The organism is Herbiconiux sp., from assembly GCF_023264855.1.
Lineage (GTDB): Bacteria > Actinomycetota > Actinomycetes > Actinomycetales > Microbacteriaceae > Herbiconiux.
The window spans coordinates 1-12,720 of sequence record NZ_JAHFUW010000011.1 but is presented as its reverse complement, the minus strand read 5'-3'; the positions used below and the strand labels follow the sequence as shown (position 1 = coordinate 12,720).

Annotated in this window: 12 protein-coding genes; 5 read left to right on the top strand and 7 right to left on the bottom strand. The window is 68.2% G+C overall.

Annotated features, from left to right (window positions below; genetic code table 11):
- Window positions 1-6 precede the first annotated feature (6 nt).
- Together Q0D75_RS06285 and Q0D75_RS06280 are read right to left on the bottom strand one after the other, a co-directional pair.
- Entirely contained in the window at window positions 7-765 is a 759-nt protein-coding gene (locus Q0D75_RS06285; protein WP_291050534.1) for a cation transporter, read from the bottom strand.
- Window positions 744-1,097 carry a metalloregulator ArsR/SmtB family transcription factor gene (locus Q0D75_RS06280; RefSeq protein ID WP_291050532.1) on the bottom strand — a complete coding sequence of 118 codons (354 nt, stop codon included), beginning with the start codon at window positions 1,095-1,097 and terminating at the stop codon, window positions 744-746. The genes Q0D75_RS06285 and Q0D75_RS06280 overlap by 22 nt, the downstream gene beginning before the upstream one ends.
- Window positions 1,098-1,264: 167 nt before the next feature.
- Between Q0D75_RS06280 and glsA the strand changes: the two genes are divergently transcribed.
- From glsA to Q0D75_RS06260, 4 genes are all read left to right on the top strand, one after another.
- A complete protein-coding gene (gene glsA / locus Q0D75_RS06275; RefSeq protein ID WP_291050529.1) occupies window positions 1,265-2,284 on the top strand; it encodes a glutaminase A in 1,020 nt (339 codons plus the stop codon).
- Window positions 2,281-3,915, top strand: coding sequence for an MFS transporter (locus Q0D75_RS06270; RefSeq protein ID WP_291050527.1), 1,635 nt, complete (start codon window positions 2,281-2,283; stop codon window positions 3,913-3,915). Before glsA ends, Q0D75_RS06270 begins: the two co-directional genes overlap by 4 nt.
- A 40-nt stretch (window positions 3,916-3,955) precedes the next feature.
- Window positions 3,956-4,636: a hypothetical protein gene (locus tag Q0D75_RS06265; protein WP_291050525.1), complete on the top strand. Its 681-nt coding sequence runs from the start codon at window positions 3,956-3,958 to the stop codon at window positions 4,634-4,636.
- A gap of 84 nt (window positions 4,637-4,720) precedes the next feature.
- Window positions 4,721-5,140 carry a Rid family hydrolase gene (locus tag Q0D75_RS06260; protein ID WP_291050522.1) on the top strand — a complete coding sequence of 140 codons (420 nt, stop codon included), beginning with the start codon at window positions 4,721-4,723 and terminating at the stop codon, window positions 5,138-5,140.
- 136 nt (window positions 5,141-5,276) lie between these two features.
- Here the strand turns inward: Q0D75_RS06260 and Q0D75_RS06255 are convergent, their stop codons facing one another.
- From Q0D75_RS06255 to Q0D75_RS06235, 5 genes are read right to left on the bottom strand one after another with little or no spacing between them, the layout of a single operon-like run.
- Window positions 5,277-7,625 (bottom strand): excinuclease ABC subunit UvrA, encoded by a 2,349-nt coding sequence (locus Q0D75_RS06255; RefSeq protein WP_291050519.1) that lies wholly within the window; start codon window positions 7,623-7,625, stop codon window positions 5,277-5,279.
- 39 nt (window positions 7,626-7,664) lie between these two features.
- Window positions 7,665-8,831 (bottom strand): ABC transporter permease, encoded by a 1,167-nt coding sequence (locus tag Q0D75_RS06250; protein ID WP_291050516.1) that lies wholly within the window; start codon window positions 8,829-8,831, stop codon window positions 7,665-7,667.
- Window positions 8,832-8,884: 53 nt separating this feature from the next.
- Window positions 8,885-9,607 carry an ABC transporter ATP-binding protein gene (locus Q0D75_RS06245; protein WP_291050513.1) on the bottom strand — a complete coding sequence of 241 codons (723 nt, stop codon included), beginning with the start codon at window positions 9,605-9,607 and terminating at the stop codon, window positions 8,885-8,887.
- A complete protein-coding gene (locus Q0D75_RS06240; RefSeq protein ID WP_291050510.1) occupies window positions 9,604-11,139 on the bottom strand; it encodes a hypothetical protein in 1,536 nt (511 codons plus the stop codon). The genes Q0D75_RS06245 and Q0D75_RS06240 overlap by 4 nt, the downstream gene beginning before the upstream one ends.
- Window positions 11,108-12,088, bottom strand: coding sequence for a hypothetical protein (locus Q0D75_RS06235; RefSeq protein WP_291050508.1), 981 nt, complete (start codon window positions 12,086-12,088; stop codon window positions 11,108-11,110). Before Q0D75_RS06235 ends, Q0D75_RS06240 begins: the two co-directional genes overlap by 32 nt.
- A gap of 220 nt (window positions 12,089-12,308) precedes the next feature.
- Between Q0D75_RS06235 and Q0D75_RS06230 the strand changes: the two genes are divergently transcribed.
- A partial coding sequence (locus Q0D75_RS06230; protein ID WP_291050506.1) for a DUF308 domain-containing protein occupies window positions 12,309-12,720 on the top strand: 412 nt, incomplete at its 3' end.

Here is a 12,720-nt window from a genome sequence, read left to right as displayed (position 1 = left end):
TGGCCCTCAGCGGTCAGCGATCTCGCGGCCGTCGTGGTCGTGGTCGTCGTGGCGGGCATGGTCGTGGCGGTGGTGGCCGTCGTCGTGGTGGTGGTCGTCGTCGTCGTCCAGGAGCATCCCGACCGACGTGGCGCAGGCGTCGCCTTTCCACGCCTCGATCCCCTCGCGCACCGCGAAGACGACGATCACGAGCGCGGCGATCGGATCGGCCCACCACCATCCGAAGAGCGTGTTCAGCAGCAGCCCGAGCAGGACGGCCGCGGAGAGGTAGGAGCAGATCAGCGTCTGCTTCGAGTCGGCGATCGCGGTCGCCGAACTCAGCTCACGGCCGGCGCGCCGCTCCGCGAGGGAGAGGAACGGCATGATGACGACGCTGAGCGCGGTCAGCGCGATGCCCACGGTGCTGTGCTCGACGTCGGCCGCCCGGGTGAGGGTGAGCACCGCGCCGGCGCCGACGTAGAGCGCGAGCGCGAAGAACGCGAGCGCGATCACGCGCAAGGTGCCCTTCTCCCAGCGCTCGGGATCCCGGCGGCTGAACTGCCAGGCGACGGCCGCGGCGGAGAGCACTTCGATGGTCGAATCGAGGCCGAATCCGATCAGCGCGCCCGACGAGGCGGCGGTTCCGGCCGCGATCGCGATGACCGCCTCGATCAGGTTGTAGCCGATCGTGACGGCGACGATCAGACGGATGCGCTTCTGCAGGACCGCCTTCCGCTCACGGCCCCGGTGGTCGGCCGTCGTCGTCACGACGTGACCTCGCAGCATCCGGAGACGGTGCAGGCGTCGTCGTTGCACGGGGCGGAGGCGTCGACGGCGAGCACGACCCCCACGAGGTCGTCGAGCGCTTTCGCGAGGTGGGCGTCGGCGATCTCGTAGCGGTGCTGTCTGCCTTCGGGTTCGGCCACGACGATGCCGCAGTCGCGGAGGCACGACAGGTGGTTGGACACGTTCTGGCGGGTCAGCTCGAGCGCCTGAGCGATCTCGGCGGGGTAGGCGGGCCGCTCCAGCAGCAGCATCAGGATGCGCGATCGGGTCGGATCGGCCATGGCTCGGCCGAGCCGGTTCATGACGTCGAGACGAGTGCTGATCGTGAGCATGATCTCGACGATACAGCAGTGGCTGTACTGTTTGACGGCATTTTCGTGACACATCTGGAATGGATGGCCGGAGAGGGCCTATCTTGTGATCGTCGGGCACGGTAACCGTTCGCTGACGTCGTTCACTCCGCCAGGGACGGTGTCGAGGTTCTGAATCGGGAGGCGCTATGGACGTGGATGCTGCTGATGTCGTGCAATCCGTCAGCACGGGCCGGGTTCCCGAAGCACCTCAGGTCGACCGGATACTCGAGGCGGCGCACACCCGCGCACTGCGACACCGCGAGGGGCGCGTCGCCGACTACATCCCCGTGCTCGCGGCGGCCGATCCCGAGGCGTTCGGGGTGTGCGTGGTCGGTGTGGACGGTGTTCGGCACGACATCGGCGACACCCGCATGCGCTTCTCGATCCAGTCGATCTCCAAGGCCTTCGTCTACGCGCTCGTCGTGGAACAGCTCGGCCACGAACGGGTGCTCGAGGTCGTCGGCGTGAACAACACCGGGCTCGCCTTCAACTCGGTCATCGCCATCGAGCTGAACGACGGGCATCCGATGAATCCGATGGTCAACGCGGGGGCCATCGCCACCACGGCTCTGATGCCGGGAGAGGATGCCGACGCGCAGTGGGAGGCCGTGCGCGACGGGCTGTCGCGCTTCGCCGGCCGCCCGCTCGAGCTGGACGACGAGGTCTACCGCTCCGAATCGGAGACGAACCTGCGCAACCGCGCGATCGCCCGGCTGCTCCAGAGCTACGGTCGCATCGACCGCGATCCGGAGGGCGTCGTGGATGTGTACACCCGGCAGTGCGCTCTTTCCGTCGACGCGGGCGATCTCGCCGTGATGGCGGCGACGCTCGCCGACGGCGGGGTGAATCCGGTGACCGGCCAGCGGGTCGTCTCCGCGGACGTCTGCCGGGACACTCTCGCCGTGCTCGCGGCGAACGGTTTGTACGAGGGATCGGGGGAGTGGTTGTTCGAGATCGGCCTGCCCGGCAAGTCGGGTGTGGCGGGCGGCCTCGTCACGATCGCACCGGGAAAGGTCGGCGTGGGAACGTATGCGCCGCGCTTAGACGACGCCGGCAACAGCGTGCGTGGGCAGATCGCCACGGCCTACCTGTCCCGGGCGCTGGGACTGAACATCTTCGCCTCCGCACCATTCGCCTCCGCACCACAGAGGGAGTCCTCATCATGACCGGTCCCGAAACGAGCTCGCCCGCACGAACCTCCTGGGTGCCGATGGTGGGGCTCTTCCTCGCCCAGATCCTGATGTCGTTCAACGTCTCCGCGCTGCCCGTGTCGCTCGGCGGGATGGTGGCCGACTTCGGTGTGCCACCCACCGATGTCAGCACCGCCATCGTCACCTACGGACTGGTCGTCGCGGCCCTCGTCATGGTCGGCGCGAAGATCGGTCAGCGGGTGGGCTGGGTGACGGTCTTCCGGGTCGTTGTGGTGCTCTTCGCCGCGTCGGCACTGACGATGATCCTGGCTCCTTCGGTGGGGTGGGTCATCTTCGCGCAGGCCCTCGCCGGGGCATCCGCCGCGATCATCGTGCCGTCTCTGGTGGCTCTGATCGCCGAGAACTACCGCGGGGCGCAGCAGGCGACGGCGATCGGATCGCTGGGGTCGGCGCGGGCCCTCGCCGGTGTGAGCGCCTTCCTGATCGGCGGCACCCTCGCCACCCTGGTCGGCTGGCGCCAGGTGTTCATCATCGTTCTGGTGCTCGCCGTCGCGGTCTTCATCCTGAGCTTCCGGCTGCACTCGGCGAAGGGCAATCCCGAGGTCAAGATCGACGTCGTCGCCGCTCTCATCATCGGCGCGGGAATCGTGATGCTGACACTCGGCGTCAACAACCTCAACAGCTGGGGTCTGCTCCAGGCGGGGCCCGGCGCGCCCTTCGACGTGGCGGGTCTCTCGCCGGCGCCGATCCTGATCGTGCTCGGCGTGATCGCCGTGCAGCTGTTCTTCACCTGGACCCGGAGGCGCACCAAAGCGGGGAAGGTTCCGCTGGTCAGCCTGTCCGTCTTCGGGTCGTCCCGAGAACGAGCCGCGATCTACGCGATGTTCATCGTCGTGCTGATGGAGGCGGCGCTCAACTTCACCGTGCCGCTCTACATCCAGATCGTGCAGGGCCGAACCCCGTTCGACACCTCCCTGGCGATGCTGCCGTTCAACCTCACCGTCTTCGTGACCGCGACGCTCGTCGTGCGGTTCTACGGCCGCTTCTCGCCGCGAGCCATCGGGATGTTCTCCTTCGTGCTCACGACGATCGCGCTCGTCTGGCTCTCCGTCGTCGTGACGAACAACTGGGAGACGCTGCCGACCATCCTCGGGTTGTTCGTCTTCGGTGTCGGGCAGGGCGCGCTCGTCACCCTCGTGTTCAATGTGCTCGTCACGGCCTCACCGAAGGAACTCGCCGGCGACGTCGGCTCCGTGCGCGGCACCACCCAGAACCTCGCCTCCGCGGTCGGCACAGCCGTCGCCGGCGCACTTCTGGTCGGCATCCTGAGCGCGAACGTAGCCGCCGCTCTCGCCACGACCGTGGACCTGCCGCCCTCGGTCGTGTCGCAGGTCGACCTCGACAGCGTCAACTTCGTGAGCAACGATCGTCTCCGTGACGTGCTGAGCGGAACGGATGCCACGCCGGAGCAGGTCGATTCGGCCATCGCGCTCAACGAAGACGCCCGGCTTCGCGCGCTCAAGATCGGCCTGATCGCTCTGGCCGGCGTCAGCGCCCTGGCCATCATCCCCGCCAGCCGACTGCCCCGGTACCGCGCCGGCGAAGTTCCCGAGTCCGTCGCGACGGGGCAGCGCGAGCCGGTTTGACGATCGACGTGATCGCCCACCACCCTGTCAGGAGCATCCGATGACCACCACCCAGCCCACACCCCCGGAGCAACCCGGCCGTTCCAGCTTCGACAACAGAGCCTTGATCATCCTCGCCGCCGTCGTGGTGGTGCTCGCCTTCGTCGCGGCCTTCCTCGGTGCTCGCCTCGGAGCACCCTCCTATGACGCTCAGGGGGCCACCGTGACGGTGACTGCGTCTGCGACGGCCGCTGCCGATGCCGAATCCGATGGCACCGGTGACGAGACCGACCTCGTCGACCTGGAAGCCGGTGTTCTTCCGGCCGGCAGCGATGTGCGTGCCGGCACCGGAACGCCCGCTGAGGCGTACGGGTCAGACGGCGACCTGTACATCGACATCGACACGGCCGGTCTCTACCTGCATCGCGACGGCGCCTGGGTGAGCGTGGGCAACATCCGCACCGCGGCGGCCAAGAACCTCACCGGCGCTCAGGGCGAGACCGGAGCCCAAGGGGAGGCCGGCGCCGCTGGCGAGGCGGGTGCCCAGGGTGAGGCGGGTGCCGCCGGCGCCGACGGAGCGCCGGGCGCCGACGGAGCCGCGGGGGCCGACGGAACCAGGGTCGCCCTGGCGACGTCGTCGCCGTCAGGATCCTGCACCGGCGATGACATCACCGTTGATACCGTCACGGTCGCCTTCTACCAGTGCGTCGGCGGCACCTGGACCCGGTTCGGACCGGACTGAGGTCGGCCACGCCGGTTTCGGGGGAGCTCCCGCCGTAGGATGTCTGGAACAGTGCCGTTGAGATCACTACCGGGGGAGCGACCTGTGGAACGTACCGTCATCTTCACTCCGGATGCGCCGTGGTCGCCGGGGGGCTCCAGCCAAGCGGTCGCGTACGACGGTCTGCTCTACGTGTCGGGCCAGCTTCCGATCGACCCGGCGACCGGGCAGATGCTGCCTCGACCGCTGAACCCGTTCTTCGGCGGCGGTGATCAAGCGGTCGGCGCTCAGATGAATCAGTGCTTGAGAAATCTGAACGCCATCTGTCTCGCCGCACGGGCCGACCTGTCCAAGGCGCTGAAGCTCACCATCTACACACCCTTGCTGGTCGAGTCCGCCGGCGTCATCGACCGTGTCTACCGTGAGTTCTTCACCGAGGCTCCGCCCGCACGTTCGATGATCGGTGCGAATGTGCTGCAGGGCAATGCCCTCGTACAGATCGATGCGATCGTGCCGCTCAGCTGAGGCCGCGGCAGCACGGTCGGGGGGAGCGGTGAACGAGTGGGCAGGACCTGATGTTGTGAGAACACCTGCTGACGTCACCGTGCGTATTATCCGCATTACTTGACATAATGTGCATTATCAGCGCGCGGGATACGGCTCAGGCGGTCACGTACGTCGCCAGGTGTTCGCCCGTCAGGGTCGATCGAGCGGCGACCAGGTCGGAGGGCATTCCTTCGAAGACGATGCGGCCGCCGTCGTGACCGGCGCCCGGACCGAGATCGATGATCCAGTCGGCGTGGGCCATCACAGCTTGATGATGCTCGATCACGATCACCGACTTGCCGGAGTCGACGAGGCGATCAAGAAGGCCGAGCAGCTGTTCGACATCTGCTAGATGCAGGCCCGTCGTGGGCTCGTCGAGCACGTAGATCTCGCCCTTCTCACCCATGTGGGAGGCGAGCTTCAGGCGTTGACGCTCACCGCCGGACAACGTGGTCAGAGGCTGACCGAGGCTGACGTAGCCGAGCCCCACGTCGTTCAGGCGCTCCAGCACCGTGTGGGCCGCCGGGATACGCGACTCCCCTGTCGCGAAAAACGAGGCAGCCTCACTCACGGGCATCCCGAGCACCTCGTCGATGTTCTTGCCGCCGAAGCGGTATTCCAGCACGGAGGCCTGAAAACGCTTGCCGTCGCACTCCTCGCAGGTGGTGGAGACGCCGGCCATCATCCCCAGATCGGTGTAGATGACCCCGGCTCCGTTGCACGTGGGACAGGCGACGCCGTTCGCCTTCGCGAAGGCCTTGCGGATCGGCTCCAGCATGCCGGTGTACGTGGCCGGATTGCTGCGACGTGACCCTCGGATCGCGCTCTGATCGATGGCGACCACATCGGCTCGGCGCGACACCGAGCCGTGGATCAACGAGCTCTTGCCCGAACCGGCGACTCCGGTGACGACCACCAGCGTGCCGAGCGGGATGTCGACGTCCACCTCGCGCAGATTGTGCGACGTCGCTCCCCTGACCTCCAGCACACCCCGGGGCGAGCGAACGGACGGCTTCAGGCTCGAGCGGTCGTCGAGGTGACGACCCGTCAGCGTATCGCTGGCACGCAGCTGCTCGACGGTGCCCTCGAACACCACCTCTCCCCCGGCGGTGCCGGCACGCGGCCCCAGGTCGACGACGTGGTCGGCGATCGCGATCGCCTCGGGCTTGTGCTCGACCACGAGCACCGTGTTGCCCTTGTCGCGCAACTGCAGCAACAGCCCGTTCATCCGCTGGATGTCGTGCGGGTGCAGGCCGACCGTCGGCTCATCGAACACATAGGTGACATCGGTCAGCGACGACCCCAGGTGCCGGATCATCTTCGTGCGCTGCGCCTCTCCCCCGGAGAGCGTGCCGCTCGGCCGGTCGAGCGAGAGATAGCCCAGGCCGATCTCGACGAACGAGTCGAGGGTGTCGCCCAGCGACTCGAGCAACGGGGCGACCGAGGGCGCGTCGAGCCCTCGCACCCAGGCGGCGAGATCGCTGATCTGCATCGCACACGCTTCGGCGATGCTGATACCGCCGACCTTCGAGGAGCGAGCGCCCGCGTTGAGCCGGGTACCCAGGCAGTCTGGGCAGGTGGTGAACGTCACGGCGCGGTCGACGAAGGCACGGATGTGCGGCTGCATCGCGTCGCGGTCTTTCGAGAGCATCGACTTCTGGAGCTTCGGAACCAGCCCCTCATAGGTCAGGTTCATGTTCTCGACCTTCACCTTGACCTGCTCCTTGTACAGGAAGTCGTTGCGTTCGGTCTCGGTGTAGTCGCGGATCGGCTTGTCGGCGTCGAGGAACCCCGACACCGCGAAGATGCGCACCATCCAGCCATCGGCGGTGTAGCCGGGAACGGTGATGGCGCCCTCGGTGAGCGACTTCGACTCGTCGAAGAGCTGGCTGAGGTCGATGTCGGTGACCTCTCCCCTGCCTTCGCAGCGCGGGCACATCCCGCCCGTGAGGGTGAACTCGCGCACGACGCTGGTCGTGCCGCCGCCCTTCTCGACCGTCATCGCACCGCTCGCCTTCGCCGAGGCGACATTGAAGGAGAACGCGTTCGGCGAGCCGATGTGCGGCTGACCCAGCCGGCTGAACACGATGCGCAGCATCGCGTTCGCATCCGTCGCCGTGCCCACGGTGGAGCGCGGATTGGCCCCCATCCGCTCCTGGTCGACGATGATGGCCGTGGTGAGCCCCTCGAGCACATCGACGTCGGGCCGAGCGAGCGTGGGCATGAAGCCCTGCACGAACGCACTGTAGGTCTCGTTGATCATGCGCTGCGACTCTGCGGCGATGGTGCCGAACACCAATGAACTCTTGCCCGAGCCCGAGACACCGGTGAAAACGGTGAGCCGCCGCTTCGGCAGTTCGACGCTCACGTTCTTGAGATTGTTCTCGCGGGCGCCGGTGACGCGGATCAGATCGTGATTGTCGGCGCGGTGCGGCACCGATGCTGTAGGCGAGGAGTCATCCATGGCGGCCATGCTACTGCCCGCCACCGACGCCGCTCACGATCAGCTCCTGAGGGCGTCTGCGGGTTCGGTGCGGGCCGCCTTCAGCGCCGGGTAGGCGCCGGCGGCCAGTCCGACCAGCCCACCGAGCAGAGTGCTGCCGAGCGCCAGTGCGAGGTCGAGCACCGGAGTCCAGCCGCTCGCGGCGGAGACCGCGACCACGACGGCCACACCCACGGCGGCACCGATCGTGCCACCGAGCGCGCCGGTGATCAGCGACTCGAGAGCGAACTGCGCGGCGATCTGCGGACGCGTGGCCCCGAGCGCGCGCCGCAAGCCGATCTCCCCCGTTCGCTCCGACACCCCGAGCAGCGTCACGTTGGCGATCCCCAGCCCTCCGGCCAGAAGCGTGATCACTCCGATGAGCACGAAGACGGCATCGAGATCGTTTCGCACCCCGCCCTCCAGCGCAGTCGTCGTGGGACTGGCCGCGACGGTGATGTTCTGGGGCTCGGCCGAATCGAGAGCGATCGGCACTTGATGCGACACGAGGTCTGTGGCCCCCACGGCGATCTTCAGAGCCAGGATGCCCGGTGGCGGAAGGTCGGGAAAGTCGCGTTCGGCTGCCGCCAGGGGCACGATCGCGGCTGATTGCAGCTCGCGGCGGGTGTCGACCGACTCGAGTATGCCGATCACGGAATACGCGTGCGAGCCGATGAAGACGGAGGGCCCGCCGGCGAGCGAGTGGATGCCGAGCTTGTCGGCGGCCTCCTTTCCGAGCACGGCCACCCGGTCGGCGCGCTGCTGGTGGCCGCCGTCGAAGAAGCGCCCCTCGGCCAGTCGCCCGTCGAGAGCGCCGAGCAGGTCGCCGTCGGCCGCCCACACGGGCGGTGGCGTGAGCGTGGGCGACGAGGGGTCGTGCACGGGAACCGCGGTCACCGTGCTGTCGCCGAGCGGCACCTCGCCGAGCAGAACGGATGCGTCGACTCCGGCGAGAGCAGACGCGCGGGCGGCGGCGTCCCGCGGAAGGGCGGACGAGGCGTGACCGTCGCCGTCCGCCCCCTTCACCGAGGTGGGTGCCGCCTCGACATGGGTCGCCGCGACGGAATCGAAGTGCGCGGTGAGCTGCCCACCGGCCGTCTGGCCGAGCCCGATGGTCAGCACGAGCGCGCCGATGCCGACCATCGTGCCGAGCACGGTGATCAGCAGCCGTGAAGGCTTGGACCCCACGCCTTCCAGGGCCTCGCCGATCAAGGCCGTCGGGCCGAATCGCGTCCGGCCCGTCACGGCGTCGCACCGAGCTCGGTCAACTTTCCGTCGGCCAGGCCGATCCGGCGTCTCGCCCGCTCTGCGACGGCGGCGTCGTGCGTGATCACCACGAGGGTCAGACCGTCGGCGTTCAGCTCGTCGAAGAGCGTCAGGATGGCGTCGGCGTTGACCCGGTCGAGGTTGCCCGTGGGCTCATCGGCCAGCAGCACCTTCGCTCCGCCGCAGACCGAGCGCGCGATGGCCACCCGCTGACGCTCGCCGCCGGACAGCGTGGCCGGGCTGAAGGCGAGGCGGTGCGAGAGGCCGACGCGATCCAGCGCCTCGCTCGCGCGGCGCAGCCTCTCGCTGCGGGGAACGGAACCGTAGACGAAGGCGAGCAGCACGTTGCCGAGCACGCTCCGGCCGGGAAGCAGGTGGAACGACTGGAACACGAATCCGATGCTCGACCCGCGCAGCGCCGACCTCCGCCGATCGCGGAGCGAGGAGGTGGCGACACCATCGAAGTAGTACTCCCCCGCCGACGGGCGATCCAAGAGGCCCAAGATGTTGAGCATGGTCGATTTGCCGGCACCCGACGAGCCGGTGATCGCGAGGTGGTCTCCGGGGCGGATGGTCAGATCGACCTCCGACAGCGCGGTCACCGGGCCGCCCTGGGGCTGGCCTTCTTGCGCCGACCCGAACCGGCGCGAAACGCCACGCAGTTCGATCACAGGCGCCACCTCGGCGGTGGTCGTCACCGTCCCACCACGACGTTCGCACCTGCGGCGACCCGAGGGTCGGCCGAGGTCACCTCGACGAAGCCTCCGGCCGAGAGCCCTGCCGTGACCGGAACCAGCTCGGTCTGTGCGCGCCCGGTGGCGGCATCCTCGCCCACGACGAGTTCGACCCTGGCCTCCCCGCCCGCACCCGCCGTCAACGCGGCGACGGGTGCCGCCAGCACCTCACCGCTGGTGGACTGCACCGGGATGCTCACTTTCACATTGCTGCCCTTGAGTGCCTCGACCGCCTCGGGCGTGAGCTCCTGGGGCTTCAGCAGCACTCGATACCGTTTCTGCGCTCCCTCGGTGCCGCTTCCGCCGGACGCGTCTGGCTTCTGCACGTCGACCGACGTGATGGTGGCGCCGTATTCGCTGCCGCTCGCGGCGGTGAAGCGCGCGGTCATACCCGGCTTCAGAAGGGCGGCGTCGGTCTCGGATGCGGAGCCCGCCAGCTCGAGTTCCGCCCCCGAGACCGACATGGCCGCACCTTGCAGCACGGATCCGCGCTCGGCGCTCACCGCATCCACTCGCCTGGGAAGGGAGGCCAGGTAGACCACCTCGCCGGCGGGGAGCACGGTGAGAGCCGCTTCCTGCGCCTTCACGAGCGCATCCTGGGCATCGGAGAGCTGCGCCCGGGCCGCCTCCACCGCGCTCTGCTCGGCCGAGACCCGCGGCGTGGCCAGCAGCTCATCGCGGCGGGCGTAAGCCAGATCGAGGGCGTCCTGGCCGCGGCCGATCGCCGCGGGGTCGCCCGCCTGCTGCGCCTCGGCGAGAGCCCGTTGCGCTTCGCGCACGGCGTTGTCGGCTTCGACACGCTGCGACGAGCTCGCACCCGCCTGGGCGGTGTCGAGCGCCGCCGCGGCCTGGTCCAGGCCCGCTTGCGCACTGCGAACGGCCTCCTGGGCCGCGATGACACGATCCTCCGCATCGGGTGAGGCCGACGGTGCGGGGTATCCGGCGTTGCGGTAGAGGGTGTCCAGAGCAGCTGCCGTGGCCGCGTCGAACAGGTCGGAGCTCGCGTCGCCCGGGTCGATACCGAGCGACGCCAGGCCCGTTTTGAGCTGCAGCACGTCCGGGCCCGATAACCCCGCGTACAGCGAGCGATAGACGGGGAGGTCGCCCGGCAGCACGATCAGCGGGCGACCGGACACCTCCAGCGCAACCGACCCGGCCACGAGAGTCGCGCCCACCTCGGGCACGTGCCCGGTGACCACAGCCGGACCTTGCAGCCCGGTGGTGTCGACTTTCACCTCGACGGCGCCCGCGTAGGTCACGTCGGCGCGGCTGGTGATCGTGTTCTCGATCACGCGCTTCTCGATCGGCGCGGTGATGGCTCCGGCCTCCGGTGCTCGAGCCTCGGCGGCGAGGTCGACCGGGGAGACCACGAATCTGCTCACCAGGATTCCTCCCCCGAGCGCGAGCACGGCGACGACCGCCATCAGGGCGACCAGCCGAGCGCCTCGCCACCCGCCCCGCACTTCACTGGGCGCCGAGGCGCGCCACGAGCGCATCGAGCCTGTCCTTGTTCTCGTCGACGAATTCCTGCTCGATCCGGGTCTGCTCCCGCTGCAGCGTCTCGGCGTATCCGGTGTCACGTGCACAGTCGAAGTCGGCGACCGCCGTGGCGATCTCCTCCTCCTGCAGGGCGGCCAGGGCTGCCGGATCGAGATCGGACGGCTGCCCGGCTTGTAGGCCGTCACCTGTCTTCTGCAGTTCGCCCATCCGGTCGGAGAAGTGGGACAACGGATCGTCTTTGTGCTCGAAACCCGGGTAGCCCGCGCTCGCGAGACAGGAGGACCACTCCTCTTCCTCGGCCTGGACCGCCGGGGACGAGTGCGCCTTCTCGTACAGAGCGCCCATCTCTTCGGTCAGGCTCGCGTACTCCGGGTCATCAGCGGGGTCGGAGAACAACCCGTGCTCGTGCTGCGCCGCGCCCATGCAGCCCGCGTCGTGCCAGTCGTAGTTCGAGGCGTCGCCGACCTCGGCGGATGCGTCGTCTCCGGAAGCATCCGGGTCGACGAGCGGCGCGCCCCAGAGGGCATCGTTGTACGCGGTCTGCTCGGTCGGACTGAGCGAGTCGATGTACTGCTGATTCGGATCGACGTATTCGCCCGACGGAGCGCCCGTGAGGCCTGAGATGTCGGTCGTGATTCCGTACCCGTTGGTCTTGGCGAACTCCTCGCTCCCCCACTCCATTTCAGGGTCCATGACTAAGGTCGTGGTCGAGTTCAGGTCCGGCTTGTAGTCGAAGCCCTGCTCTTTCATACAGACGGCCACCGCATCCTGCACGGCCGCATCGGAGGCCTTCTGCGCCGCATCGTCGGGCTTCGGGTACAGCGCCGCGTAATACGGATCGAGCGGGCTCGCGGGCTTCGCGCTCCCCGAAGCCGAGGGGTCGGCTCCGAAGGCCGAGCATCCGCTCATCAGCCCGACCACGATCAAGGCAGCCGGAAACACCATCAGCGTGTGTCGAGTTATCGATGACATGTTCGTTCTTTCTGCCCGCACCCCCGAAGGTGACGTTTCTTCGGTTTCGATGCTAGATGGCGCCACCGACACGAGGCCGCCGGACGCAACATGCTCACGGTGAACTCTCATCCGCGGGCTCACAGGCACTAGATTGTCGACTACTACGAACATGTGCGCCGTGAACGGCCACCAGGGGAATCAGAGGATTGACATGAGCACGACCAACACACCCGGCACCACGAGCTTCTGGCTCTTCGACTCCGACATCACCGCCGCGGCCGGCCGCCTGCTCAAGGCCGGACTGTGGATCCGCGCGATCCTCTCCCTCGTGCTGGGAGTGGTCATCCTGATCCTGGCCCTGAACAACCCCGACGCCATCGTGTTCACCATCGCGTTGCTGTTCGCGATCTACTTCTGGATCACCGGCCTCGTGCGCGTCGTGACCGGGATCGTGAACAACTCGGTGTCCGGCGGCATGCGGGCGCTCAGCATCCTCCTCGGCGTGCTGCTGATCGTCGCGGGCGTCATCGCCATCCGCAACCCCGAGGTCTCGCTGCTCGCGCTCGCGCTGGTGATCGGCTTCTCCTGGATCATCGAGGGCGTGCTCGCCGTGATCGAGACAG

Excerpts from the sequence above, each read along its gene's own strand:
- Q0D75_RS06285 (WP_291050534.1), bottom strand. The coding sequence starts at position 765 with ATGCTGCGAGGTCACGTCGTGACGACGACGGCCGACCACCGGGGCCGT.
- Q0D75_RS06235 (WP_291050508.1), bottom strand. The coding sequence starts at position 12,088 with ATGGTGTTTCCGGCTGCCTTGATCGTGGTCGGGCTGATGAGCGGATGC.
- Q0D75_RS06255 (WP_291050519.1), bottom strand. The coding sequence starts at position 7,625 with ATGGATGACTCCTCGCCTACAGCATCGGTGCCGCACCGCGCCGACAAT.
- glsA (WP_291050529.1), top strand. The coding sequence starts at position 1,265 with ATGGACGTGGATGCTGCTGATGTCGTGCAATCCGTCAGCACGGGCCGG.
- Q0D75_RS06265 (WP_291050525.1), top strand. The coding sequence starts at position 3,956 with ATGACCACCACCCAGCCCACACCCCCGGAGCAACCCGGCCGTTCCAGC.
- Q0D75_RS06270 (WP_291050527.1), top strand. The coding sequence starts at position 2,281 with ATGACCGGTCCCGAAACGAGCTCGCCCGCACGAACCTCCTGGGTGCCG.
- Q0D75_RS06280 (WP_291050532.1), bottom strand. The coding sequence starts at position 1,097 with ATGCTCACGATCAGCACTCGTCTCGACGTCATGAACCGGCTCGGCCGA.
- Q0D75_RS06240 (WP_291050510.1), bottom strand. The coding sequence starts at position 11,139 with ATGCGCTCGTGGCGCGCCTCGGCGCCCAGTGAAGTGCGGGGCGGGTGG.